Here is a 24,132-nt window from a genome sequence, read left to right on the forward strand (position 1 = left end):
CCCAACTCGCCTTCCTGTCGCCGAAGATCCAGGCCGCGATTCTCGACGGCAGCCAGCCGCCGGAGCTTACCCTCAAGCGCCTGGTCAGCGTCACCCACCCGCTGGATTGGGCGGAGCAGGAGCGCATCTTCGGCTTCTGAAACTCTCCGAAATTCTGGCTTCCCTGATACCCGGTGTGACGTGCCTGTTCCGACGCAGAACTTCCCTGTTACCGTGAAAAAGTTTCCCTGTTCCACGGTTTAGGGAATTCACACTTTAAAGTATTGAAAAAACTGATGATATCCGCAGGCAAAACGCCGAATTTCGACCCATTTTGCAGAAATTCCCGGTAATTCGCCCGTTATCAGGGAAAATCCGTCCAAAGCGATCCCGCCAAAACGCCCAACTGAGACGCCCGCCAGAACCGTGCCCTGGGTGTGCTTGTTGGATCGTCTCTGATGGAAAACAGGCCCGGCAACTCTCTGGAATTGCGGGATAATTCCGGTACAGAAAGTATCAATGGAGTGAGACGGGACTGGGTGGCGGTGCTGTCAGACAGATTCTAACCAGTCTCAGTTTTCCAATAACCACAGGAATTCAGGCGGAACAGAGCTGACGCCACTCGGCAAGTGCGGCGGCCCGGTTCGACTTGAAGTTTGGTCTGGAGGAAAGCGTGCGCTCCGAATTGAACAGGTTATAGATCGAGGCATGGACGGCGACGAATTTCTGCAAACTTCGCATCCGCCGGAAGCGAAGCATCGCCCGCTCTCGTCGTCGGAACGGCAGATGTGAATTCTCAGCGCGATTGTTGAGCCAGCGCCCCGTTTCCTGGCGATGGTCGGCACCGATATCTTTCAGGGCAGCGCCGTATGACCGGAGCCGGTCGGTCACGATTACGTCAGGTCGGCCATGCTTCCGCATTGCTTTTCTTAGGAATTTCAATGCCGCTTTCTTATCTCTGGTCTTGGTGACAAAGCTTTCGCGCACCTCGCCCTCGTGATCCACGGCCCGCCACAGATAGTGTCTTTCGCCGTTGATCTTCACGAACATCTCGTCCAGATGCCATCGCCACTGGCTCGCCTTCATCCCCTCGACCCGTCGTTTTCTGATCTCGTTGGCAAACATAGGCCCAAACCTGCGCCACCAAAACCGAACGGCTTCATGGCTCACGTCGATGCCGCGCTCGTGCAGCAGATCTTCCACATTCCGAAGCGACAGTGGGAACCGAACATACAACATCACCGCCAGACGGATGATTTCTGGACTGGTTTTGAAATAGCGAAACGGCGATCGTTGGGTCATGGTGCGACGCTACAAAACCGCCCTTCCCGCCTCAAGGCAGTTTGCTTTGACAGTGCCCAAGCGGATAATTTCCGGGCTGCTATGAAAGCATTTGAATGGATCACACTTGGGAATGGCCAGAGGCTACGAAACCGCCCTGCCCGCCTCAACCAAATTCCTTCTGACAACACCTTTCGAGGACGATCAGTAGTCTTTATGCCATAATTGAGCCTCGAATGCGGGTTGTCCGAGGAGGAGGAGAGCAATGCACAATCAACTAAACGAGCACCGTCGGATGCTGTTTCAAGCGTACCGCAGGTTTCTTGCAGCAGATCGCGCGTGGCAAGTCGCGCGGTCTGCGGCACTGGCATGATTACCAGCCGGCATGACGGAAAAAACAGCACTGATCGGCAATCCCGGTTCCCGCATGCGGCAGCTCTATCAAAAGCGAAACCGTGCGCTCGCCAGGCTTGAACTGACCAGGGCAGAGTTCAAAAAGGCTCAGCTGCGATTGAGTAGGCGGTCAGGCATGGTTGTGCGACTGATAGCGGCCGGATAGGCAGAGGGTTTTTTTTATTCTCCTGTGCGCCACGTTACAGCAAAGCTAGTCGCGTGTTCGGTATCGAGACGACTGCACCACAAGCACTGTCAGCAAGGGCACTGCGACCGAAATAATGCCTACGACAATCAGCAAGTAGCCTAGTTCGGAGTAATCGGCCGACGAAGTCCGTACTCCCGTAGCCGGGTCAACGGCCTCACGTGTAACCAAGAAAACCTTGTTGAGATACTTCGTACCCAAGCTGCTGGCCGAAAGCGCCATATTCGTGAAAGACGCCATGACCGCAAAGAACGTTGCCTTCAGGTCGGCCGGCGCGTTGCGCGCGATCCAGGCCAGCATCGGCACCATCGCGATCTGCGCCAGCGGCGACTCGATCGCGGTATCCAGAATGGCGATGAACCGCGCGTCGACGACTCCACCGGTATGCGCCGCGGTCCATTCCTGGATCCCATAATAAAGACCGATATTCGGCAATGCCAGGATACCGGATGCGATCGTCAGCAGGACGATGATATAGGCGATCGACCGGTTCGCCATCATGGGGCGCAACACGATCAACCCCAGTAAGGCCAGCAGCGAGGTGATCAGTGAAAGGATCGAAAGGAACCGCTCGTCGAACTCGAGCACGTCGATTTCGAACCATATCTGCCCCGGCCCGGGCAGCGGCACGGCCCGGAACACGAAAATGATCGCTGCTGTTCCGATCAGGGCGCGCGCGGCATCGGGGCGAAGTTCCTGAAGAAGCTGCCTCATCAGGAACAGGATCACGGTCATCGAAGTCACAAAAACGATCTCTTGCGCGTAGATGAGGTCCGACGTGCCCAACCAGATACTCAGGACGACGAAGGTCAGGCCACCCCCCAGGATTTGCCAGTTGACGTGCGTCACCGCGTCCGGGCGCCTTTGGGCCACCCCTTGTTCAGCGCGGCGATGCTGCACGATCATGTGCAGCACCACGCCACTGACCGAAATCACGGGGATGGCAAGGGCGATCAGGTAAACACGGCCATACAGATCAAGTCGCGCGTCTTGTGGCAGGTCTTCTGCCCCCGAAAACATCCAGATATTCACGGCGGCTACTGCGACAAGGCCCGATATGATAGCAACGCGGCCCAGCGTCTGCATCGTCGTATGCATGGCGCGCGCCTGCCCCTCGTCGAAAGGTTGGCCCGCTTCGTTAAGGGCGGGCACGGCTTCGACCGTCATGGCATCGGCGACGACGTCCTGGATTGCATAGCCCGCCGGCGCAAGCAGAACGGCGATGACATACCATTCACTCAGCGGAAGCAACGCACGCATTTCATCCGGCCGCGAAACGATGCCATACATGATCAGCAGCGACAGCGTTATCAAACCCGCGCCGAAAAGGATAAGCAGCGCTTTCCACCGCCAGAATATGTCAACCAAATGCCCCATTGGCATCTTCAACACCCATGGCAACCCGGCCCAGAATGCCAGTCCGGCCACGAATTCCGCCGAGAGCGAAAGGTACTCCTTGAGAAAGAACGCCCCCACGACCGAGGTCAGACCGGATACACCCGCCGCGAAATAAACCATCAGAGGCGGCAGGTAGGACCAGCGCATCTGTTGCGCGGGGTCTACAAAGACGCGGTAAAAAGCACCTTTGTGTTCTGAACTTCTGTCATCTTCTTGTGATGGCATCAGGCTTTTTCCATGCGAGGCTTGTTTGTGTACGGGATCGAGCTTCTCAAGCATTCTGATCCCACACCCGCAGTTTTCAGACCACATAGGTCCGCAAGGATAATTGAAAAAAGGATCGAGTTATCAAGCGTCGGTGATGCCATTCGAAAGAAAAAATCCTTCAACAACCAAGCGTAGCCATTTGGGGCAACGAGTTATAGCCATCTATCCATGGCGGCCCGCACCACGGTCAAAGCACAGTGCGCGAAAGCCGCTTGAACCGCAGGCCTGAATATTCCCTGCCGTGCTCGATGCACGTTTCCATTTCGAAGCGACAGCGGATACCATCAGGCGTAACAACGATAGGGTCATCTTCATCCGCACAGGGGGTGCTGGCAGACTAGTGCGAACCAGTCTCACAAAGGGCAGGATGCCTGCACTTTATTCGGCGCAGAGACCGCGCCACTCTGCGAGAGCGGCAGCGCTGTTAAGATTGCAATTTGTTCTAGAAGACAGGCTGCGCTCTGAGTTGAACAAGTTTAGAACTGAGGCGTGAACGGCGGCGAATTTCTCTAAACTGCGCATCCGCCTGAAACGCAACATCGCCCGTTCTCTTCGTCGAAACGGCAGATGCGAATTCTCAGCGCGGTTGCTCAACAAGCGCCCCGTTTCCAGACGCTGCTCCGCACCAATCTCTCTTGGAGCAGCGCCAAACGACCTGAGCCGATCAGTCACGATCACTTCGGGGCGACCGTGCTTTTGCATTGCTTTTTTTAGGAATTTCAATGCGGCTTTCTTGTACCGGGTCTTTGTGACGTAGCTTTCCAGCACCTCGCTCTCGTGATCGACCGCCCGCCACAGATAGTGCCGCTCCCCATTGATCTTCGCGAACATCTCGTCCAAATGCCACCACCAGCGGCTCGACTTCATCCCCTCGATACGTCGTTTTCTGATCTCGGCGGCGAACATCGGACCAAACCTGTGCCACCAAAACCGAACGGCCTTGTGGCTAACGTCGATGCCGCGCTCGTCTAGCAAATCTTCCACGTTTCGGAGCGACAGCGGGAACCGAACATACAGCATCATCGCCAACCGGATGATCTGGGGCGAGGTCTTGAAATAGCGAAACGGCGATCGTTGGGTCATGGTGCGACGCTACAAAACCGCCCTGCCCGCCTCAACCAAATTCCTTCTGACAACACCGGCGACCCTGTGTTTGGTGGGCGGCCCGGATCTTTCATGCCTCCCAGCAGGCCAATTCAGTGCGACGGCAACCAAAGCGCCAATTGTGGAAAAACAATAAGCAGAGCGACCAGAAGCAACGAGCAAAAGATAAACGGAAAGGCCGAGGTGTAAATCTCGCGCATGGTGGTTCCCTCAGGAGCCACGCCTTTCATTACGAACAAGAGTAACCCGAAGGGCGGAGTGGTAAAGCTGATCTCGAGTGACAGGAGCATGATCAGCGCGAACCAGATCGGGTCGAACCCAAGCGTTTGTGCAAGGGGAAATAAGATCGGAACGGTCAGGAGCATGATCGAGATCTGTTCCATGAACATTCCAAGCAGCAAGAGCACGGCAAACATTACCAGAAGCATCGGCAAGGGCGAGAGGTCGAAGCTTGTTGCCCAGGTCACGAGCCCCGTGGAAGCGCCTGAAAAGGCCAGAAGCTGGCTGAACGTGGCCGAGCCGAAGACGATGAGATAGGCCATGATCGTGACCCGAAGTGCGCCGATAACCGATTTCTTCATCGCCTCCCATGTCAGGCAGCGAAAGATCGCTGCTAGGATCAGGACACCGAGCGCGCCGAAGGCCGCGGCCTCGGAGGGGGTGACGAAGCCTTTGATCATCAGCGCGATGATGATGACCATGACGCCGACCATCGGGATCACTTCGCGTAGCAGCAAGCCCATTTTGGACAGGAACGACATCGGTTCCACATCATAGGCAGGGGCGGCTGTCGGGTCGATCTGGGTTTGCAGCCAGATCGTTGCGATATAAAACCCAGAAAGGATCAAGCCGGGGATCACGCCCGAGATCAGAAGGGCGGCCACGTCAATCTGTGCCAAGGTCGCCAAAAGCACGGCGAGTGCGGAGGGCGGGATGATAATCGCAAGACCGCCTGTGCCCAGGATCGGACCGATGCTCATGTGCGATTTGTAGCCCCGGCGGCTCATCTCAGGCACCATCAGTGAGCCAAGAAGTGCGGTCGATCCCATAGACGAACCCGAAAGCGTGGAAAACGCTGTGCCGCCCAGAACTGTGACATAGCTAAGACGCCCGGGCAGACGGCCAAGCAGCTTGTCGATTGCGGTGAACATGCGCCCGCCGAGGCCCGTGTGAAAGAAAATCTCGCCCATTAGCAGGAACAACGGAATGGGCATCAGCGCGTATTTGGTGAGCGAGCCGAGTCCGTTGTTCAACAGTTGTGTCACCCCGCGTTCACCGCCCATGAAGACCCACGCGCCGACGATATTTGCGGCCAGAAAGGCCACCGCGATCGGCATGCCGATCGCCATGAGAAACATGATCGTGCCAAGCAGCAGGGCCAGCGCCTCGAACCATTCCATTATTCGTGTATCCCTGCTTCGCCGCTATGCATCAGCTCCGATCCAAAGATGAAGCGCGAGAATTCAATGGCCATCAGTCCGAACGACAGCGGAAACGCGATGGTCAAAAGCCAGCGCGGGAAATAGTAGGCACGGGTATCGAAATCGCCCCGTTCGATATTGGTCATCACCAGCTCGATCCCCTTCCACGTCAGGATCGCGCAAACCAGCACACAGGCCGCGGCGACGGCGCGGCTCAGCAGGTGACGCGGGCCTTCGGGCAAGGCAGCGGTCAGCAATTCGATATGCACGTGGCCTTTTTCGCGGACAAGCCACGGTGCGCCGAGCATCGTCATGTAAAGCAGGCCGTATTCAGCCGAGGTAAAGAGCCACGCGAAAGGTTGCAGCCCGAGGTTCCGCATCAAAACGGAGGCAATGACCGACACCATGATCCACACCAGCATGAGACCGGAAATGACCGCCATTCCATAAAGCAGCGCCTTGTACGTTGTGTTGATCATCGCCTGGCTCCGTAAAGACAAGCAGGCCCGCCCGGAGGGCGAGCCTGCAAAGGCGCTTACTTGGCCGCGTCGAGATCGTAGAACAGCTCGATCAGGCGGTCATAGTTGGCTGTGCCACCGGGTTGACCAGCCATGACTTCCTTCATGCGTTCCCATGTCTTTTCACGAGCAGCGGCGAGGTAGTTGGCCTTGGCCTCACCTTCCAGCGAGACAACCTTCATTCCCGACGCCTCGAGCGCGGCAAAGTCTTCGTCGCGCTTGGCGCGCAGCGCTTCGACGCTGTCTTTCTCGTGCTGGATTGCAACATCCTGAAGGATTTTCCGCGCCTCGTCGGACAGCGAATTCCACTTTTCGAGGCTCACGATCACGCCAAGGTCGGTCGAGAAGAAGCACGGCTCGATCCGGTAGTTCAGGAACTCGTTCCACTTGAGATCGATCAGGCCGATCTGGGTCCAGCCGGTAGCATCAACGACACCACGCTGCAGCGCGGAATAGACTTCGCCGGTGGGCAGGTCGATCACCTGCGCGCCCAGGTAGTTGGTGAAGAACGCGTTGTAGACGTTGTTGCCGCGCAGCTTGAGGCCTTCGACTTCAAGGTTGCCATTGGCGTCGAACTTGGGCTCGTCGCGCGTCCAGAGATTGTAGCACACGCCACTGTCGAACCAGCCAAGGTATTTCAGGCCCATCTTCTCTTGGTGGATCTGGTCGATCAGCTCGATGCCGCCATTCATGCGGGTTTCGACCGCTGTCAGGTTCGACGCCACCATGGCATCCTTCTCGGGCAGCGCGCCGCCGTAGAACGAGCCGGGGGTATAGACCATGTCGACGACCCCGTCGCGCACCGCGTCGGGTTGCTGGAACATGCCGATCGCCTCGGGGCCACCGCGCACGTCGATCCGGACCACGCCCTTGCCGGCCTCGTTGACCTTGTCGACGAAGCTCAGGAAGCTTTTCGTGTAGATCAGCGTTTCGGGGAAAGCATGCACAGCCGAGAGGGTCTCTTCGGCCTTTAGCGTTCCCGCCACCAGCGTGGCCCCTGCAAGCAGGCTTGCCATGAGTTTCATTTGCATCGTGTCGTCCTCCACTGTTTTGGGGCGTCGGCCCCGTTTGTCTGGCCCTCCCGGGGCCGTGGCTGCCGCTTCGTGCGGCTGTTTTCAATCCACCTCTGTGGGCCATGCCCAAGCGGCGTTTTGACTGCGAAGATTCTTGAACGCAGCGATCGCTGCACCGTGGTTGCGGGTGAGATCGATGTCGTCCCACCCGTTGACAAGTTTCATCGCCCAGCTGTCATCGAGCGAAAAGCGCACCTCGAGCGCATCGAGTGCGACGCTGCGGCTTTCGATATCGATTGCAATATCTTGCGGACCATGTGCCAGCGCGGCTTCGAGTGCGGCATGGCTGTAGTCGTCGACGACTGCGGGCAGTACCCCGTTGTTGATGGCGTTTGCGGCAAAGATATCGCCAAAGCTGGGGGCGATGACCGCGCGGAAACCTGCATCTATGAGGGCGTAGACCGCCGCTTCGCGCGACGATCCGCTGCCAAAATTCCGCCCTGCGACAAGCACGGTAGCGCCGGGATGGATGTTGAGCGGAAAATCCGCGCGCATCGCTCCTGTGGCATCGCGGCGCATGTCATGCAGAAGGTAAGGGCCATAGCCCTCGTCCCGCGGGACCGACATGAAGCGCGCCGGGATCAACTGGTCGGTGTCGATATTCGCGACCGGCAGGCCAAGCGCCGTGCCCTTTAATGTGCGCCACCCCGCCATCAGATGGCCCGCCCCTCTAGAAGCGGGCGCACATCAGTCAGCGTGCCGGTCACGGCGGCTGCAGCGACCATGGCCGGGCTCATAAGGTGGGTGCGCGCGCCACGTCCCTGACGGCCCTTGAAATTGCGGTTCGTGGAGGATGCGCAACGCTTGCCTTGGGCGACCAGATCGCCGTTCATGCCCACGCACATTGAACAGCCTGAGGCGACCCAATCAAGGCCCGCTTCTGTAAAGACGCGGTCAAGGCCCTCGGCCTCGGCCTGAGCCTTGACCTGAGCAGAGCCCGGCGAAATGAGGCCCGGAACCCTCGCTTTGCGACCGCGGAGCACGGCTGCGGCGGCGCGCAGGTCTTCGATCCTTCCGTTGGTACAGGAGCCGATGAACACCTGATCGACCGGCGTGCCTTCCAGCTTGTCACCTGCCTTCAGCCCCATGTAGTCAAGCGCCGCGCGGGCCGCCTCGGCCTTGTCAGACGGCACTTCGGCGGGGTCGGGGATGACGGCGCCAATCGGAAGCGCCTGTTCCGGGCTGGTGCCCCATGTGACGGTTGGCGAGATCTCGGCGGCGTCGAGCGTGACCTCGCGGTCAAAGCGCGCACCCTCGTCACTTGATAGCGAGGCCCAATCAGCACAGGCCGCTTCCCAATCCGCCCCCTTGGGTGCGAAACGGCGCCCGTCCAGATACGCGAACGTCGTCTCGTCCGGCGCCACCATGCCGAAACGCGCGCCGCCTTCGATCGATAGGTTGCACAGGGTCATCCGCCCCTCCATCGAAAGCGCACGAATGGCGCTTCCGGCGTATTCCACGGCATGCCCTTGCGCGCCCCCGGTGCCCAGTTTGGCGATCCACCCAAGCGCGATATCCTTGGCCGTCACACCCGCACCAAGCGTGCCACCAACGGTGATGCGCATCGATTTGGGTTTGCGCTGCCAGACCGTTTGGGTGGCGAGGATATGCGCCACCTCGGTCGCGCCCACACCAAAAGCCAGCGCGCCGAAGGCGCCATGCGTCGACGTATGGCTATCGCCGCAATTGATCAGTAGACCCGGCAGGGTCAGCCCCTCTTCGGGGCCCACCACATGCACGATGCCCTGATGCGGATCATCCAGATCATAGAGCCGCACCCCATGGGTGGCGGCATTGCTGCGCAGCGTGTCGATCATGCGGGCGATCTGGGGGTCGGTGATGCGCGACCGGCCCCGCGTGGGCGCATAGTGATCAACCACGGCGAAGGTTAACGACGGTTCGGCCACCGATAGGCCGCGTTCGCGGATCTTGGCAAAGGCATGGTGCGAGCCTTCGTGCACCAGATGCCGATCGACCCAAAGCAGGGAAACGCCATCGTCGCGCTGCAACACCTCATGCGCGGCCCAAAGCTTGTCGAGCATGGTTTGCGGGGAACGCATCAGCGCTCTCCCTTGCTCAGGCCAATGGCAGGCTCCCAGTGACGTGCCGTGCCCTGACCGACGCGTGTCAGTGGCATTTCAAGGCTAAACATATCGGGGCGGTAAAGCCCCGAGAGGTATTCAACGCCGTTGCCCTCCACGTCGCGCACGACCCGGCGCAGTGACAACAGGGCTGATCCCACAGCCACGTCCAGCGCCTCGGCCACATCGGGACCGGCGAGGGTCGCGCTAACCGATTGATGCGCCTCCTTGATCTGCACGCCGCTGCGTTCGAGCAGCTTGAACAGCGGTGTGGTCGCAAGGTCGTTCTCGGAATAGTTCTGGGCGATCCGGGCAGGAACATAGGTCGTCAGGTGGGAAAAAGGCACGTCCCCCGCCAGCCGCACACGCGTGGCGATCTGGACCTTGCTGTCGCCGTTCAACCCCATCGCCGAGGCCACGAAATCGGGCGCGCTGCCATAGGAAAACGACAATAGCCGTGCCGTGGTCTGCTGGCCCATCTCGACAAGTTGCGGCATCAGCGTGTTGAAATCCATCGCGGCGCGTTGGCCGCTGGCGTGGCGCGCACGTACCTTGGTGCCGCTTCCGGCGCGTCGCTCGATCAACCCGCTCTGGGCCAAGGCATTGAGCGCGCGGCGCACCGTCACGCGGCTGACCCCGAAGGATTCGGCAAGCTTCTGTTCGCCAGGCAGGCTTTCGCCGTCGCGCAGATTGCCGCCGGTAATCTGATCGCGTAGCGACAGATAGACGTGTCGGGCCTTCACCCCTTCCGGCAGTATCTGAACGGTTTCGGCCTGCACTTGTGATTCCCCCAACTCTGCGCCGTAGAAGGTAAATGTGTTCCCTTCAAAAGCAAGTATTAGTATTCTAGATGTGCAAAATTTCTTTCTGGAAAGATGCAATATATGTATTACAGATAATACAGGTTACCCGGGGAGAAGGTCATGCCAATTGTCGAACTTCATGTTTTGGAAGGTTATGATGCTAAAGAGAAGCAGCGCCTTGGGCAGGCCCTGACGGACGCGGTGCGCTTCGTCGTGCCCGCCGCGTCCGACCTTGTGACGGTGATGATCCACGACATGCCGCCAGACAATTATTATCGCGGTCGCGCAACGCGCAGCCCCGCACCGGCTCGGCCCGATCCCGCGCGAGTCGTCAAGGATTACCTTGCCGCAATGGAAGCGCGCGACTTGGAAAAGGCGCGCTCCTTTCTCGGCGACGGCTTTGCCATGACCTTCCCGGGCACCGCACCCATGCGCAAGCTTGACGAGCTGATCGAATGGTCCAAACCGCGCTACAGGTCTGTCACCAAAGCCTATGACGGTTTTGACGCGATGCAGAGCGCGGGTGACGCAGCCATCGTCTATTGCCGCGGCACGTTGCGGGGCGAATACCACGACGGCGGCACCTTTGACGGCATCCGCTTTGTCGACCGGTTCGAAATCACCGGCGGCAAGATCACCAAGCAGGATGTATGGAACGACATGGCCGAAGTGAGGGCGAAGTCATGAGCGAGATCGACCCCATTACCCTGTCGGTTCTTGCCGGCCGGATGGAACAGATCGCGGACGAAATGGACGCGACGCTTTTCCGCGCCGCCTTCAACCCGATCATCGCCGAGGCGCATGATGCCAGCCACGGGCTTTATCACGCCGCGTCGGGCGATACGCTGGTGCAGGGCAAATCCGGCCTGCCGATTTTCGTGGGCGTGATGTCATTTGCCGTGAAAGCCGTGATCGAAAAGGCCGCCAGGGACGGCGATCTTGAAGATGGCGATATCTATATCTTCAACGATGCCCATATCGGCGGCACGCACCTCAGCGACATGCGTCTGGTCCGGCCCTATTTTCGTAATGGTAAACTGTTTTGCTATCTTGCCTCGGTCGGTCACTGGCATGACGTGGGCGGCGCGGTGCCGGGCAACTACAACCCGGCAGCGACGGATGTGTTTCAAGAGGCCTTCAACCTGCCGCCCGTGAAACTGGCCCGCAAGGGCGAGATCAACCAGGACATCATCGACATCCTGTTGCGCAACACCCGCCTGCCGCAATCGGCCATGGGCGATCTGAACGGCCAGCTTGGCGCGCTGGATCTGGGCGTCAAGCGGATGGACGAGTTGCTGGATGAATATGGCAGCGAAACGATCACCGCCGCGCTGGACGCTCTTGGCCATCGTGCCGAGGCGCTGATGCGGTCTGAACTGACCGATCTCCCCAATGGTCGGTGGGAGGCCGAGGATTATCTCGACAACGACGGGATCACCGACGAACCGCTGAAGATCAAGATCGCGCTGGAGATCAAAGACGATCAGATGACGCTGGATTTCACGGGGTCATCGCCGCAATGCGCAGGCCCGGTGAATATTGCCCTGCCAACGACCGTGGCAACCGCCTATGTCGCGATCAAGCATGTGTTTCCGGCCCTGCCTGCCAATGCTGGCGTGATGCGTCCCATCGAAGTGTTCGTGCCCGAAGGCAGCCTTTTGGCGGCGCAATTCCCGGCCCCCACCGGTGGCTATACCGAAACCATCCTGCGCATGATCGACGTGGTCTTTTCCGCCTTTGCGCAGGCCGCGCCCGACCGGGTTGTCGCCAATGCCTATGGCACGATCAATGCGCTCTCCATCGCGGGCAAGCGCAAGAACGGGCAGCCTTGGGTGATGTTCTCATTCTATGGCGGCGGTCATGGCGGTTCGATCGAGACGGACGGGCTCAACCATGGTAACGCGCCGATTTCCACCGCGACGATTCCGCCGATGGAAATCCTGGAGGCCGCCTATCCGGTGATGTTCCGCAAATGGGCGCTTAGGCCCGACAGCGCAGGCACAGGCACGCATCGCGGCGGTCTGGGCGCGGTCTACGAGATCGAAGTGCTGGAGGAAAACGGCGCCGAGGCGTTCCTGTTCGGCGAACGCGGGCGGTTTGCCCCCAAGGGGATCGCGGGCGGCGGCGACGCGGCGCTGAACGCGTTCCAGTATGAGCAGGACGACGGCTGGCACAGCCCGCCGCTGGCCTCGAAGATGCGGGGGATCAGGCTCAAGGCCGGGCAGGCCGTGCGGCTGGAAACACCGGGTGGCGGTGGGTATGGCGCGGCGTCCGAACGCCCGCCTGCTGCCGTGGCCCGCGACGTGGCGCGCGGGCTGGTCAGCGCGGCCCAGGCGGTTGCGACTTATGGCACGAAATGGCGGGAGTACACGGCATGAGCAACCGCATGATCGGTGTCGATGTCGGCGGCACATTCACGGATGTCTTTGTTCTGAACGAGACCGAAGGCACTGCCAGTGTCGCCAAGGTTCCGACAACACGGCCTGACCAGTCGGGCGGCTTTCTCGATGGGATCAGGCGCGAGGTTCAGGACCTGTCGGAGATCTCCGTGGTGGTGCACGGCACGACGGCAGGCACCAATGCACTGCTGGAACGCAAGGGCGCGATAACCGGGGTAATATGCACCGAGGGCCTGCGCGACGTGTTGGAAATGCGCCGCCGCGACAGGCCGCGCACATGGGGCCTGCGAGGCGATTTCGAACCGGTGGTGGACCGCCGCAACCGGCTGGAAGTGCCCGAGCGCACGCTGGCCGACGGCACGATCCGCACGCCCGTGGACCTTGACGCCGTGCGCGCCGCCGCCAAGGTGTTGCAGGATCAGGGCTGCGAAGGCGTGGCGGTCCTGTTTGCCAATTCCTATGCCAACACCGCCAACGAAGACGCAGCCGTCGCCGCGCTGCGCGAGGTCTGGCACAACGAGCATGTCTCGGCCTCGTCCGAGATCCTGCCCGAGATCCGCGAATTCGAACGCTTCTCGACCACCGCGCTCAATGCCTATTTGCAGCCCGAGGTGTCGGGCTATCTGAGACGGCTGGAAAACGCCCTCAAGGCGGGCGGGTTCGATGGCGAGTTCATGATCGTGCAGTCGAATGGCGGCGTCATGGCGGTGGATACCGCTTGCCGTCTGCCGGTGCGCACGGCGCTGTCCGGCCCCGCGGCGGGGGTGATCGCGGCGGGCTATATTGCCGGCTCGGCGGGGTTCGAGAATGTCATCACCGGCGACATGGGCGGGACCAGCTTTGATGTCTCGCTGATCGCAGGGGGGCAGTCGATGCTGTCGCCGCAGACCTCGATCGATTTCGGCATGGTGGTGCGCAATCCGATGATCGAGATCACCACCATCGGCGCGGGCGGCGGCTCCATCGCCTGGGTGGACAAGGGCGGGCTGTTGAACATCGGCCCGGAAAGCGCGGGCAGCAATCCGGGGCCGGTGGCCTATGGCCTCGGGAATACCCGCCCGACCGTGACCGACGCCAACGTGGTGCTGGGCCGGATCGATCCGGACAACCCCATCGGCGGCAAGCTGGAACGGCTGGATGTGGACGCGGCAGGCAGCGCGATAGACGAGCATGTGGGCGGTCCGCTGGGCCTCTCCACGGTTCAGGCCGCCGAGGCGATCCTCAAGGTTGCCAACAGCCGTATGGCGGGCGCTATCCGCCTTGTCAGTATCGAGCGCGGCTATGACCCCAAGCGGTTTGCCTTCATGCCGTTCGGCGGTGGCGGCGCGCTGCATGCGGGGGCGATGCTGGCCGAGGTGGGCATCGCGCGTGCCATCGTGCCGCGCTATCCTGGTGTCACATCGGCCATGGGCTGCGTGATTGCGGACATGCGGCAGGATTTCGTGCAGACGATCAATTCTCTGGTCGGCACTCTGGATGAGGCGGCCTTGGGCGACTTCATGCAGGATCACGCCAATCACGGCATGGCGCTCTTGGATGCAGCGCGCACCAGTTTCGAGGCCCGCCAACTGAGTTTCGAGCTGGACATGGCCTATGTCGGGCAAACCCATACCGTGTCGGTGCCGCTGAATGTGAAAGCGCAGGGCGGCAAGGTGACCCCGCCAACACGCGCCGAGATTGAAGAGGCGTTTGACGCCGCTTATCGCGCCACCTTCGGCCGGCTGTTGCAAAACGGTGTCAGGCGCATCCTGAACCTGCGCAGCGCGGTGACAGGCATTCGCCCCAAATTCGACCTGAGCGCCTTGGCCCCGTCCGGCGATGGCGCGTCCGAGCCGATTGCCCAGCGTCGGGTGCATTTCGCCGACAGCTGGCATGACACGGCGATCTATGACCGCCTGGCCCTTCCGGTGGGAACCGTCATCAAGGGGCCTGCGATCCTGACGCAGCCCGATACGACGGTTCTGATCGAACCTGACTTGCAAGGTCGTGTCGATCCGTTTGGCAATACCATCATCGAGCCTCGGGAGGACGCATCATGAGCAATCCAGCAACATGGGACATTGCGCGCACGGCGCTTCTGACGATTGATTTGCAGAACGATTTCATCCACCCCAAGGGCGCCTATCGCCGGGCCGGGCAAGGCGCGGACAGCATCGCCGCCCTGCCAGACCGCATCGCCCCGCTGGCGCGGGCCATTCAGGCCAGGGGCGGGCGGTATTTCTCGGCCCAGTTCACACTGGTGCCGGACAAGGATGGCGAACCTCTGATTGCGCCGCATCTCAAAGAGCTGCGCCCGTTCCTCGGCAAAGGCGATTTCGCCCCCGGCAGTTTCGGGCACACGCTCGTGGACATACTCCAGCCCGCGGATTTCGTGATCGAGAAGGTCGCCTATTCCGCCTTTTACCAGACAAGGCTGGAATACCTGATGCGCGCGGTGGGGATCGAGCATTTGATCGTCGGCGGCATCGTCACCAATGGCGGTGTCGCCTCGACGCTGCGTGACGCGCATCTGCGCAACATCGAAACCGTCATGCTGACCGATGGCTGCGCCGCGTTCCGGCAAGAGGTGCATGATGCTACGCGGTTGTCGTTGGGAACGGTCACCCATCAGATGAGCTGTGCCGAGGCGCTGAGCCTGATCGAGGCTGCGTCATGAGCCTACGCGCACGTCTTCAGAAAAAGGAAATCTTGGCCGCTCCCGGTGTCTATGACGGGCTGACGGCCTCGCTCGCCGAAGCGGCAGGATTCGAGGCGCTTTATCTCAGTGGCGCGGCCGTGGCCTATACCCGGCTGGGCCGGCCAGACATTGGCCTGACCACCGCGTCCGAGATGGCCGATACCATGACGCTGATCGCCGACCGCACATCATTGCCGGTGATCATCGACGCCGATACGGGCTTTGGCAACGCGCTCAACGCCCAGCGCACCATGCGGCTTTATGAACGCGCCGGCGCCTCGGCCCTGCAGGTGGAGGACCAGACCTATCCCAAACGCTGCGGCCATCTGGCGGACAAGTCGTTGATCCCGGCCACGGAAATGGTGGGCAAGATTGCCGCGATGGCCGATGCGCGCGCTTCGCAAGAAACGCTGATCATCGCCCGCACCGATGCGGTTGCCGTTGAAGGTTTTGCCGCCGCCGAAGACCGGGCCGAGGCCTATCTTGAAGCGGGTGCCGACGTACTCTTTATCGAGGCTCCGCAAACCCGCACCCAGTTGGAACAGGTCGCGACGCGCTTTGCGGAGCGCGTGCCGCTGCTGGCCAATATGGTCGAAGGTGGCGCCACCCCGATCACCAACGCGGCTGACCTTGAAAACCTCGGCTTTTCCATCGTCATCTTTCCCGGCGGGATCGTTCGCGCGCTGGCACGCACCGCGCAGGACTATTACCAGAGCCTTTTCAGCAACGGTTCGAACAAGCCGTTTGCCGACCGGATGTTCGATTTCGGCGGGCTGAACGACGTGCTCGGGACCGCGGAAATGCTCAAAAAGGGTGCACTCTATGACGGCGCCGACAGTTGAAACTCCCCCGGCGGGCTATGACCTTGAGGTCGAAACGCTCATCATCGGTGCAGGTGCCTGCGGGTTGATTGCGGCACTATCGGCACAAGAAGTCGGACAAGAGGTTCTGGTGATCGAGGCCGATGAGGTTCCCTCCGGGTCCACTGCGTTGTCGGCGGGCCTGATTCCGGCGGCGGGCACGGCGTTGCAACACGAGGCGGGTATCGAGGACAGCCCCGCCCGGCTCTCCGCCGATATTCAAGCCAAGGCTCATGGTGAGAACGACCAGGCGCTGGTCGATCTTCTGGCGCAGAATGCCGCCCCAGTGATCGACTGGCTGACACAGGTGCATGGTCTGCCGTTCTCTGTGGTCGATGATTTCGACTACCCCGGCCACTCGGTCCGCCGCATGCACGGACTGCCGACGCGCTCCGGGGCTGAACTGATCGACGCGCTGCGCAGCACCGCAGAACGCGCGGGCATCGACATTGTCTGCGAACGCCGCGCCGAGACGCTGTTCTTTGAGGATGGTCTGGTTCACGGGATCGCCGCGCGCCGCCCCGATGGCAGTGTGGAAACCATTGGCTGCAAGCGCCTGATCCTTGCCTGCAACGGCTATGGCGGCAACCGTGAACTGGTCGCGCGCTATATGCCCGAGATCGAGGCGGGGCTGTGGTTCGGCCATGACGGCAACCGGGGCGAGGCGGTGCTTTGGGGTGACAAGATCGGGGCAGCGACCGAGCATCTTGGTGCCTATCAAGGCCATGGCAATGTCGCCCATCCTCATGGCATCCTCATCACCTGGGCCACGATCACCGAAGGTGGGGTGCAAGTGAACCGCGAAGGCAACCGCTTCTGGAACGAGGCACAGGGCTATTCCGAGGCCGCCCGTGCCGTGCTGTCGCAACCCGGCGGCGAGGCCGTCGCCATCTTCGATGCCCGGATCGCCGACGTCGCGCGGCAATTCGAAGATTTTAAACGTGCCGAAGCACAAGGTGCGATCAAGAGCGCCGACACGCTGAGCGGGTTGGCCATTGCGCTTGGGCTTCCTGCCGATGCGCTTGTCAGAACCATCGCAAGCATTCCGTTGGGCGGCACGGATGGTTTCGGTCGCAGCTTCGGCGCAACCGGCCTTGCTCCGCCCTATTGCGGCGTGCGAGTGACAGGGGCGCTTTTTCATACACAGGGTGGCCTGCGTGTGGACGAAATGGCGCGTGTTCTCACCCGCGAGGGTGTGCCGATTGCAAATCTCTACGCCGGCGGCGGGGCAGCCTGCGGTGTGTCGGGCCGCGGGGACAGCGGCTATCTTTCCGGAAACGGCTTACTGGCCGCGGCCGTCCTGGGGCGCATCGCCGGAACCCCCGCGATAACCCAAAGGACAAGCACCTCGCCTTCGTGATAAACAGCGCGCCACATGTAGTGACGTTCGCCGTTGATCTTCACGAAAACCTAGTCGACATGCCACTGCCATTGCCGCCCGGATCGCAGTCTTTCCGCCCGCCGACGCCGGATTTCTGACGCGAACATCGGACCAAATCTGTTCCACCAGAAACGGATCGTCTCGTGACTTACATCAATACCGCGCTCGTGCAGCAGATCTTCGACATTCCGCAGCGACAAAGGGAAACGAACGTACATCATGACCGCCAAGCGGATAATTTCCGGGCTGCTATGAAAGTATTTGAATGGATCACACTTGGGAATGGCCAGAGGCTACGAAACCGCCCTGCCCGCCTCAACCAAATTCCTTCTGACAACACCGAGACGGGACTGGGTGGCGGTGCTGGCAGACTAATGCGAACCAGTCTCCGTTAGGGCGGTCGCACTGCCCGTTATGCTGCGCAGAGACCACGCCACTCTGCGAGCGCGGCGGCGCGGTTCAGCTTGAAATTTAGTCTGGGGTAGAGGCTTCGCTCCGAATTGAACAGGTTGTAGACCGAGGCGTGGACGGATACGAATTTCTGCAAACTTCACATCTGCCGGAAGCGCAGCATAGCTCGTTCTCGTCGTCGGAACGGCAGGTTAGAATACTCAGCGCGGTTATTCAACCAGCGCCCCGTTTCCTGGCGATGGCCAGCGCCAACTTCCTTCAGTGCAGCACCATAGGATCTGAGCCTGTCGGTCACGATGACTTCCGGGCGTCCATGCTTGCGCATTGCTTTCTTTAGAAATTTCAGCGCGGCCTTCTTGTCACGTGTCTTCGTGACGAAGCTTTCCAAAACCTCGCCCTCGTGATCAACCGCACGCCAAAGGTAATGGCGTTCGCCATTGATCTTCACGAACATCTCATCCAGGTGCCAGCGCCAGCGGCTCGAACGCATGCCCTCTATCCGCCGCTTCCGGATCTCGGCGGCAAACATCGGGCCAAACCTGTGCCACCAAAACCGCACGGTTTCGTGGCTGACATCGATCCCGCGCTCGTGAAGCAGATCTTCGACATTTCGCAACGAAAGCGGGAAACGGACCTACAGCATCACAGCCAAGCGGATGATTTCTGGGCTGGTTTTTAAATAGTGAAACCGCGATCTTATGGTCATAGGGCGACGCTACAAAACAGCCCTACCCGCCTCAAGCCGGTTTCCTCTGACAAGACCCGATATTGAGGCCGATGGCCGGGAACAGGTAGCTGGTAACCAGCGAGCCGCCGATCCCGATCAGGATGTCACGGCCCAGTCCAGAGCCGGACCCCTTGACAATCAGGGTCGACACCCAGCCGACGACCGCGCCGACCACCACAGCAATCAAGAGCCCTGAAACGAGCCCCATACCGGTGCCCAGCGCTTCGGGCGGCACCTGAGCAAAGGCGGACGTCGCCAGAAAGCCAAGTGCAGGTGGCATCATATGTTTCTTCATTGAGAAGTCTCCCTCCCTGAACGGCCAAAACTGCCGGATCAACCCACGCAAGTGTGGCGCAGACCATCACATCCGCGTCACACCTGATTTGCCTGCTTGGTTGGTTACAATCTACCGTTGCGCAGATTGAAGACCTGACCACGAGAGTTCGTCCCGCAAATTACGTGACGGTGGCCCGAGGCCATCTCGATATAGTAGTTGTCGGACCCTTCCTGGCCGGCCTTGATGATGTGAACGTCCCGCGCTCTGACACCAAAGCTGGATGAAACCTCGTCTCTGCAGCCTGCAATCGCGGCAGCGGGCACTCTGACTTCGCGGACTTTGTTTCGCTTGTGCGCGAGGTTGTTCTCACGCTCTTTATGTCCGGCCGCGTAGCCTTCGCTGTAAGCGCGGGTGCCGTAGCCCGTATCGAACTGCTCATTGTGCAAACCGTCCCGGTATCCCGCCTCGAACATCGCCGTCTCGTGGTGTCCTTGAGGTCTGTATCCTTCCTGATAATGATTTTCGTGATGCGCGAGGGCCGCAATGCCAAGGATCGCAGCCGCGGCCAAGGCCGCCTTTTCCTTGTCGGACATCGCAGCACCAGGAATCGCTGATCCGACGAACAACGAGCCAGCAACCAGGCCCGTAACTAGAATTCGCATGATTTCCTCCTATACCTAGCGATTTAAATGAAAATTGTACGCGAAGTGGCGACCAAGAAGGACGCATTTCGCACCCGTAACAGTGTCATTGGATTGGATCCTCTGGCACAAGGAATGTTGGAACGAGGTCTTCTGTGCAGCCAGAATTCACTGGTTCGCCCGGTTGATCGAAAAAGGCTGCAGCGACGTCTCTGGCGCATTGTGAGAACAACGTTGCCCCATGCCCCGTGTTTGGAAAACGGACGAACTGTGACCCGACCGAGTTGACCGCCGCCAGCTCTGCCCATGACGTCGCTGTCCGGATGCCGTGCGTTCCAGTGAAAATCATCACAGCAATACCATGACTTCTTGTTGCGAGACCCCACCGGCCTGAGAGCACCGCCTGATCCATCAGTTCGCCGCAGAGCGAATTTGTTCCATTACGGCGTCGCAGTCAGACGTACTTCCCACAACGGCACCAGGCGCTGTCTCACCGGACATCTCGGCAAGGTCGGCCGCTGCGCGGGTGAGGATCTGGTCCACCTGGTCAGGGGCCAAAAGTCCCTCCTCCTGCGCGGCAATCACGGTCGAGCAGACGCCGGCTGACATACCCGTCGCAATACCCGCACCTGCGGCCGAGCCTCCGACGATCGCCCCACCGAAGAGGGCTCCCGCGACCAGTCCAATAACCAGCCCGACAATTCCAATCAGTATTTTACCCATGTCTTCTTGCCTTTCTCAAAAACAGCGGCCTTCAGGGCCACAACAAATTGAGGATGAAAACCGCGGCACCGATTCCAAAGAACAGCGGCCAACTCCATCTCGGGCCACCGTCCTTGTGCGGGACATAAAGACCCGCTTTGTGCATGCCGATCATCACGACAAATATGAGGACGCCCGTTACAAGCGCATGTGCGAGGTCAAAGTGCATCTGGCCCTCCCTTGTTAGGTTGTTCACTGCGGGGTCTGCCGCCGTGAACGTATCGACAAAGCAATGTCAGGATCGTGATATTCAGCAACGGCGACAGGGTTGCTATCCACGGGAGCAACGGTTCGGGAAATCCGTCCGTCCAAAGAACCCATGGCAGACCAAGCGGCATCAGAAAGACGCCTGCCAGGGGATCGCGCTCCTGACCGAAGAGCCCAAAGGCTCCGATCAGGAGCAACGCCAGAGCTACGAGGTACATCGCCCAGGCGATCCGGATGATCCACTTGCAGAGTTTCAACAGTCCTCGGCGGGCAGCATCGTGATGTTGGAATAGCGTCCGTCCGCCGTGGTGATCGCTGCGCATGATCCTGTCGTGCGATTGAACCAATAGCTCGTCAGACCTTCGCTGCGGATCAGTTCGTATCCGCGCGCCTGCAGCCCACCCTCGGCCTGGCCTGCACGTGCGCCGACGAAGTCGGAGAGATCTCCCGCGCCGCCTGTGCTCGCCGGTGCCGAAGTGCCGCCCGTGTCTTCGACGCATCCCGCGAGCGCGAGCAGCGCTACTGCGCCGGCCATCATTCTGAATTCATTTCTCATTGTGTCTCTTCCACTCCTTTCATGTGAGATTGCTTCGTTACGATTGGCCAGTGGATGCTGACCAAGTTTACTGTCTGCCGTCTTGATGACCCGGCGTTGTCTCATTCAATCCCGAAGATGACATTGTATGATTGAGCACCATTTGCGGTGTTGTAGACTTCGACCACATGGTCTCCTGACTGCCAGAGCTGTCCACGATACTCTTGCGTCGCATTCATTTCATCCAGCAACACGGAACCGTCCGGGTTGTAGATTACGTACGTCATTCCGGGTCCGTTCGCGGCGAGACGGAAATACAGAAACTGACCGTCGCGCGCGCCAAGGATGTAGCGCCGGCTCTCTTGCGGCAGGAGAGAGCCCGTGAGTTCCGCTCCGGAGCTACCTACGGGGAACTTTATGATCACGGTCGACCCGCCGCTTCCCGATGCCCCCGCGGCGGTGCCTGACGACGCTGAACCGCCGCTAATGCCAGAGGCAGGATCGTTGCTGCCTTCGATCAGAAAGTCACCCGCAGCCCACCCCTCGTAGCCCGGGTCGGCCAGCGTGGCGACGCGGCACCAGCGGCGGCCTTCTTGCATCCGGCAGCCCAAGTTGCGCACGTTTTGCCCGTTGTTGAGGCGCGTCACCAGGCTCGCGCCCGAGGAAGGGCCCGAACGCAAGTTCAAGGTGCCGCCCGAGGTGGCTACCTTGTAGAAATCCGGGCCGCCCTGCAGGCCGTCCGCATAATCGGCCTGCACCCTGTCGCCGGTTTCGCCCTCGATGCTGATCGCTATCATGTAGTCAGACACTTCGTCCCGCCGCGCTGCGCTGCGCATCATGTAGACCGACACGGTGTACTCACCGGAGGCAGGCAGAACCCCGTCAAAGATGTTCAGATCAGGCACCATCGCCCCCATGAACTGGCTGTTGACCAATGCCTCGTCACCCGGGCCCCTGCCGGGAACGTAGACGTTGAAATAGGTGGCGGTGTTTGACGGTTCGAGCCGGACTTTCATCCGTTGGCCCGCTTCGGCGCCGATCCGGTAGAGGACACTCTCATAGCCGGTTATGGAATCGTTGATAACCGTGCCAGACGTACCAGCAGCAAATCGGACATATTCGGTGCGCATCTCATCCTGCGCAAGCGCGGGTGACAATCCGCCGAAGGCCGCTGCCGCCAGACCGAGCGCGGCGGCAGCGGTAAGGTTGGTGAAGAGCTGAATGCCGGGAGACATATTGCAAATCCTCAATGGATTTCGGGAGTAACGCACGTGACCACAGCTTAGAGTGTTGGCATTATCATGCGGATCAATGCCGACATCCCCCCAGAATGACCACTACTCATCGATCATGTTTGCAACTGACTCGGGAATAGTCTATCCAATTGGCGCAGAGATTATCCAAAAACCGCTGCGAAGTTGGAAATGTTTGATCCGACCGCACATGCTCGAAATCCGCCTGTTGGGCTCGGTCCCCGCGTACTATGCCAGACCGCGGATGATGAATTGCCGACCGGGCTCGGGGGATTCCGGCTGAGCGCCTATTACAGCGGCGAACGGTCCAAGCTGTCGAGGCGCCAGTTCACGGGCAAATCCACCCTCAAACTGCGCGATCCGACGGATGGCGAGGCAGCCGTCGCGATCAGCGATATCGCATTATTGAGCCTCGCCTATGTCAGATCGACCGGACATGACGTTGTCGTGCGGGAACTGCAGCGGGCCAACCTTCTGGTCCCGGTCACCGGCACGCTGGCCAGCCGAAACGAACAGATGCGGTTCGAGCGCAAGAGCGAGCCATGGATCCTGTTTGGCCGCGGGACGCGCGAAACGACGACCCTTCCCACGCAGGAGGCACCTTACCAGGCCTTCGTGCTGTCCATGCCGCCCCAGGTCCTTGGTGACCGCCTCGCACGCATGGAAGCGCAGGGCGGCATGCTCTGTGGAGACGCGTTCCGGGATGACGATCTGCATCTGGCCCGCATTACGCTCACATTGGCTGCAGAGGTGTCCCTTTGCGCGGATATGGAAATGGACATGCGCTTGGCCGAGGCATGGGGGACGATAGTGCTCGACCAGCTCAACCGCTGCGTTGACGCGCACCTCGGTACCGGCGCGAATGAGTCGTCCGGCCCCAAGGAAAACCCGTCTCTCAGGCACGTCAGAAGGGCCGAAGAACTGATACACAAGCGCCCCAACGAGATCGAGGGGCTTCCGGACATCGCCCTCCATGTCGGCGTGTCCGAGCGAACGCTTCAGGCCGCCTTTCGCAAGGTTCGCGGAGCCACGCCGATGCAAGTGCTGGCACAGGCAAGGCTGCATTGCGCAAGGCGTGCGCTGCTCGACCGCGACGGTCCGAAAACGGTGTCGGACGTCTGCTCAATGTGCGGCATCGAGCATCACGGGCGATTCAGCAAGCTCTACAAAGAGGTCTTTGGTGAACACCCCGTCGCGACTCTAAATTCACGTTGGACAACATAACCAGCGAACTTCTCTTTTGGCCGCCCATGCGCCATTCAAACGCAATGAGGCAAAAGCCAGCAAAGTCCGCATTGTAGTCATTGAGCGGAATTGAGCGAACGTCTGGGTGCTGCCAGACGAATGCTAACCGGTCTCCACATGGATAGAATGGCTGTCCCTTAATCGGCGCAGAGACCCCGCCACTCGGCAAGTGCGGCGGCCCGGTTCGATTTGAAGTTTGGTCTGGAGGAAAGCGTGCGCTCCGAATTGAACAGG

The 24,132-nt window shown here is 60.2% G+C and carries 22 protein-coding genes and 3 pseudogenes; 7 read left to right on the forward strand and 18 right to left on the reverse strand.

What is annotated here, in order from left to right:
* Nucleotides 1-576: 576 nt before the first annotated feature.
* From AC2FMD_RS17850 to AC2FMD_RS17890, 9 genes are all read right to left on the reverse strand, one after another.
* Nucleotides 577-1,281 carry an IS6 family transposase gene (locus AC2FMD_RS17850; protein ID WP_496795304.1) on the reverse strand — a complete coding sequence of 235 codons (705 nt, stop codon included), beginning with the start codon at nt 1,279-1,281 and terminating at the stop codon, nt 577-579.
* Nucleotides 1,282-1,864: 583 nt separating this feature from the next.
* Entirely contained in the window at nt 1,865-3,481 is a 1,617-nt protein-coding gene (locus AC2FMD_RS17855; protein ID WP_496743593.1) for an MFS transporter, read from the reverse strand.
* Between the two features lie 420 nt (nt 3,482-3,901).
* Nucleotides 3,902-4,606 (reverse strand): IS6 family transposase, encoded by a 705-nt coding sequence (locus AC2FMD_RS17860; RefSeq protein WP_496795305.1) that lies wholly within the window; start codon nt 4,604-4,606, stop codon nt 3,902-3,904.
* A gap of 113 nt (nt 4,607-4,719) precedes the next feature.
* Nucleotides 4,720-6,027, reverse strand: a complete 1,308-nt coding sequence (locus AC2FMD_RS17865) for a TRAP transporter large permease (protein ID WP_496684000.1) — start codon at nt 6,025-6,027, stop codon at nt 4,720-4,722.
* A complete protein-coding gene (locus tag AC2FMD_RS17870) occupies nt 6,027-6,527 on the reverse strand; it encodes a TRAP transporter small permease (RefSeq protein ID WP_496713218.1) in 501 nt (166 codons plus the stop codon). The genes AC2FMD_RS17865 and AC2FMD_RS17870 overlap by 1 nt, the downstream gene beginning before the upstream one ends.
* A gap of 56 nt (nt 6,528-6,583) precedes the next feature.
* Nucleotides 6,584-7,591 carry a TRAP transporter substrate-binding protein DctP gene (gene dctP / locus AC2FMD_RS17875; protein ID WP_496795307.1) on the reverse strand — a complete coding sequence of 336 codons (1,008 nt, stop codon included), beginning with the start codon at nt 7,589-7,591 and terminating at the stop codon, nt 6,584-6,586.
* 90 nt (nt 7,592-7,681) lie between these two features.
* Entirely contained in the window at nt 7,682-8,293 is a 612-nt protein-coding gene (leuD, locus tag AC2FMD_RS17880) for a 3-isopropylmalate dehydratase small subunit (protein ID WP_496743535.1), read from the reverse strand.
* Nucleotides 8,293-9,699, reverse strand: a complete 1,407-nt coding sequence (gene leuC, locus AC2FMD_RS17885) for a 3-isopropylmalate dehydratase large subunit (RefSeq protein ID WP_496683992.1) — start codon at nt 9,697-9,699, stop codon at nt 8,293-8,295. Before leuC ends, leuD begins: the two co-directional genes overlap by 1 nt.
* Nucleotides 9,699-10,514, reverse strand: a complete 816-nt coding sequence (locus tag AC2FMD_RS17890; RefSeq protein WP_496713216.1) for a GntR family transcriptional regulator — start codon at nt 10,512-10,514, stop codon at nt 9,699-9,701. The genes leuC and AC2FMD_RS17890 overlap by 1 nt, the downstream gene beginning before the upstream one ends.
* A gap of 129 nt (nt 10,515-10,643) precedes the next feature.
* On the opposite strand from AC2FMD_RS17890, the gene AC2FMD_RS17895 reads away from it, so the two are divergent.
* Genes AC2FMD_RS17895 through AC2FMD_RS17920 form a run of 6 tightly spaced genes read left to right on the forward strand, consistent with a single transcriptional unit; the run spans nt 10,644 to nt 17,819 of the window.
* On the forward strand, nt 10,644-11,210 hold the full coding sequence (locus tag AC2FMD_RS17895; RefSeq protein WP_496683989.1) for a nuclear transport factor 2 family protein: 567 nt from the start codon (nt 10,644-10,646) through the stop codon (nt 11,208-11,210).
* Entirely contained in the window at nt 11,207-12,901 is a 1,695-nt protein-coding gene (locus tag AC2FMD_RS17900; protein WP_496683987.1) for a hydantoinase B/oxoprolinase family protein, read from the forward strand. The genes AC2FMD_RS17895 and AC2FMD_RS17900 overlap by 4 nt, the downstream gene beginning before the upstream one ends.
* Nucleotides 12,898-14,961 (forward strand): hydantoinase/oxoprolinase family protein, encoded by a 2,064-nt coding sequence (locus tag AC2FMD_RS17905; protein ID WP_496713214.1) that lies wholly within the window; start codon nt 12,898-12,900, stop codon nt 14,959-14,961. Before AC2FMD_RS17900 ends, AC2FMD_RS17905 begins: the two co-directional genes overlap by 4 nt.
* On the forward strand, nt 14,958-15,578 hold the full coding sequence (locus AC2FMD_RS17910; RefSeq protein WP_496683982.1) for a cysteine hydrolase family protein: 621 nt from the start codon (nt 14,958-14,960) through the stop codon (nt 15,576-15,578). Before AC2FMD_RS17905 ends, AC2FMD_RS17910 begins: the two co-directional genes overlap by 4 nt.
* Complete coding sequence (locus tag AC2FMD_RS17915; RefSeq protein WP_496683980.1) at nt 15,575-16,441, forward strand: isocitrate lyase/PEP mutase family protein; 867 nt, start codon at nt 15,575-15,577, stop codon at nt 16,439-16,441. Before AC2FMD_RS17910 ends, AC2FMD_RS17915 begins: the two co-directional genes overlap by 4 nt.
* On the forward strand, nt 16,422-17,819 hold the full coding sequence (locus AC2FMD_RS17920) for an FAD-dependent oxidoreductase (RefSeq protein ID WP_496683977.1): 1,398 nt from the start codon (nt 16,422-16,424) through the stop codon (nt 17,817-17,819). The genes AC2FMD_RS17915 and AC2FMD_RS17920 overlap by 20 nt, the downstream gene beginning before the upstream one ends.
* Here AC2FMD_RS17920 and AC2FMD_RS17925 read toward each other — a convergent pair.
* From AC2FMD_RS17925 to AC2FMD_RS17960, 8 genes and pseudogenes are all read right to left on the reverse strand, one after another.
* Nucleotides 17,789-18,124: pseudogene (locus AC2FMD_RS17925) on the reverse strand (IS6 family transposase); the annotation flags it as partial. The gene AC2FMD_RS17920 and the pseudogene AC2FMD_RS17925 overlap by 31 nt on opposite strands.
* A 128-nt stretch (nt 18,125-18,252) precedes the next feature.
* A pseudogene (locus tag AC2FMD_RS17930) lies at nt 18,253-18,957 on the reverse strand (IS6 family transposase).
* A gap of 31 nt (nt 18,958-18,988) precedes the next feature.
* The gene (locus AC2FMD_RS17935; RefSeq protein ID WP_496743573.1) at nt 18,989-19,273 is read right to left on the reverse strand and encodes a hypothetical protein; all 285 of its coding nucleotides are present in this window, start codon (nt 19,271-19,273) and stop codon (nt 18,989-18,991) included.
* Between the two features lie 104 nt (nt 19,274-19,377).
* Nucleotides 19,378-19,917: a hypothetical protein gene (locus AC2FMD_RS17940; RefSeq protein WP_496682738.1), complete on the reverse strand. Its 540-nt coding sequence runs from the start codon at nt 19,915-19,917 to the stop codon at nt 19,378-19,380.
* A gap of 390 nt (nt 19,918-20,307) precedes the next feature.
* Nucleotides 20,308-20,619 carry a hypothetical protein gene (locus AC2FMD_RS17945; protein WP_496795306.1) on the reverse strand — a complete coding sequence of 104 codons (312 nt, stop codon included), beginning with the start codon at nt 20,617-20,619 and terminating at the stop codon, nt 20,308-20,310.
* 31 nt (nt 20,620-20,650) lie between these two features.
* Nucleotides 20,651-20,827 carry a hypothetical protein gene (locus tag AC2FMD_RS17950; protein WP_496713206.1) on the reverse strand — a complete coding sequence of 59 codons (177 nt, stop codon included), beginning with the start codon at nt 20,825-20,827 and terminating at the stop codon, nt 20,651-20,653.
* Nucleotides 20,828-21,118: 291 nt separating this feature from the next.
* The gene (locus AC2FMD_RS17955) at nt 21,119-21,421 is read right to left on the reverse strand and encodes a hypothetical protein (RefSeq protein WP_496713204.1); all 303 of its coding nucleotides are present in this window, start codon (nt 21,419-21,421) and stop codon (nt 21,119-21,121) included.
* Between the two features lie 101 nt (nt 21,422-21,522).
* The gene (locus tag AC2FMD_RS17960; protein WP_496743575.1) at nt 21,523-22,635 is read right to left on the reverse strand and encodes an SH3 domain-containing protein; all 1,113 of its coding nucleotides are present in this window, start codon (nt 22,633-22,635) and stop codon (nt 21,523-21,525) included.
* 189 nt (nt 22,636-22,824) lie between these two features.
* Here AC2FMD_RS17960 and AC2FMD_RS17965 point away from each other — a divergent pair, with 189 nt between their 5' ends.
* Nucleotides 22,825-23,877, forward strand: coding sequence for a helix-turn-helix transcriptional regulator (locus AC2FMD_RS17965; RefSeq protein WP_496743576.1), 1,053 nt, complete (start codon nt 22,825-22,827; stop codon nt 23,875-23,877).
* A gap of 158 nt (nt 23,878-24,035) precedes the next feature.
* Here the strand turns inward: AC2FMD_RS17965 and AC2FMD_RS17970 are convergent.
* Nucleotides 24,036-24,132 (reverse strand): annotated as a pseudogene (locus AC2FMD_RS17970) (IS6 family transposase); the annotation flags it as partial.

The organism is Ruegeria sp. BHSC276 (assembly GCF_059612945.1).

Coding starts and splice junctions, on each gene's coding strand:
- dctP (WP_496795307.1), bottom strand. CDS start 7,591: ATGAAACTCATGGCAAGCCTGCTTGCAGGGGCCACGCTGGTGGCGGGA.
- AC2FMD_RS17865 (WP_496684000.1), bottom strand. CDS start 6,027: ATGGAATGGTTCGAGGCGCTGGCCCTGCTGCTTGGCACGATCATGTTT.
- AC2FMD_RS17920 (WP_496683977.1), top strand. CDS start 16,422: ATGACGGCGCCGACAGTTGAAACTCCCCCGGCGGGCTATGACCTTGAG.
- AC2FMD_RS17900 (WP_496683987.1), top strand. CDS start 11,207: ATGAGCGAGATCGACCCCATTACCCTGTCGGTTCTTGCCGGCCGGATG.
- AC2FMD_RS17950 (WP_496713206.1), bottom strand. CDS start 20,827: ATGCACTTTGACCTCGCACATGCGCTTGTAACGGGCGTCCTCATATTT.
- AC2FMD_RS17860 (WP_496795305.1), bottom strand. CDS start 4,606: ATGACCCAACGATCGCCGTTTCGCTATTTCAAGACCTCGCCCCAGATC.
- AC2FMD_RS17905 (WP_496713214.1), top strand. CDS start 12,898: ATGAGCAACCGCATGATCGGTGTCGATGTCGGCGGCACATTCACGGAT.
- AC2FMD_RS17850 (WP_496795304.1), bottom strand. CDS start 1,281: ATGACCCAACGATCGCCGTTTCGCTATTTCAAAACCAGTCCAGAAATC.
- leuD (WP_496743535.1), bottom strand. CDS start 8,293: ATGGCGGGGTGGCGCACATTAAAGGGCACGGCGCTTGGCCTGCCGGTC.
- AC2FMD_RS17965 (WP_496743576.1), top strand. CDS start 22,825: ATGTTTGATCCGACCGCACATGCTCGAAATCCGCCTGTTGGGCTCGGT.
- AC2FMD_RS17915 (WP_496683980.1), top strand. CDS start 15,575: ATGAGCCTACGCGCACGTCTTCAGAAAAAGGAAATCTTGGCCGCTCCC.
- AC2FMD_RS17935 (WP_496743573.1), bottom strand. CDS start 19,273: ATGAAGAAACATATGATGCCACCTGCACTTGGCTTTCTGGCGACGTCC.
- AC2FMD_RS17955 (WP_496713204.1), bottom strand. CDS start 21,421: ATGAGAAATGAATTCAGAATGATGGCCGGCGCAGTAGCGCTGCTCGCG.
- leuC (WP_496683992.1), bottom strand. CDS start 9,699: ATGCGTTCCCCGCAAACCATGCTCGACAAGCTTTGGGCCGCGCATGAG.
- AC2FMD_RS17960 (WP_496743575.1), bottom strand. CDS start 22,635: ATGTCTCCCGGCATTCAGCTCTTCACCAACCTTACCGCTGCCGCCGCG.
- AC2FMD_RS17945 (WP_496795306.1), bottom strand. CDS start 20,619: ATGGGTAAAATACTGATTGGAATTGTCGGGCTGGTTATTGGACTGGTC.
- AC2FMD_RS17870 (WP_496713218.1), bottom strand. CDS start 6,527: ATGATCAACACAACGTACAAGGCGCTGCTTTATGGAATGGCGGTCATT.
- AC2FMD_RS17855 (WP_496743593.1), bottom strand. CDS start 3,481: ATGCCATCACAAGAAGATGACAGAAGTTCAGAACACAAAGGTGCTTTT.
- AC2FMD_RS17940 (WP_496682738.1), bottom strand. CDS start 19,917: ATGCGAATTCTAGTTACGGGCCTGGTTGCTGGCTCGTTGTTCGTCGGA.
- AC2FMD_RS17895 (WP_496683989.1), top strand. CDS start 10,644: ATGCCAATTGTCGAACTTCATGTTTTGGAAGGTTATGATGCTAAAGAG.
- AC2FMD_RS17910 (WP_496683982.1), top strand. CDS start 14,958: ATGAGCAATCCAGCAACATGGGACATTGCGCGCACGGCGCTTCTGACG.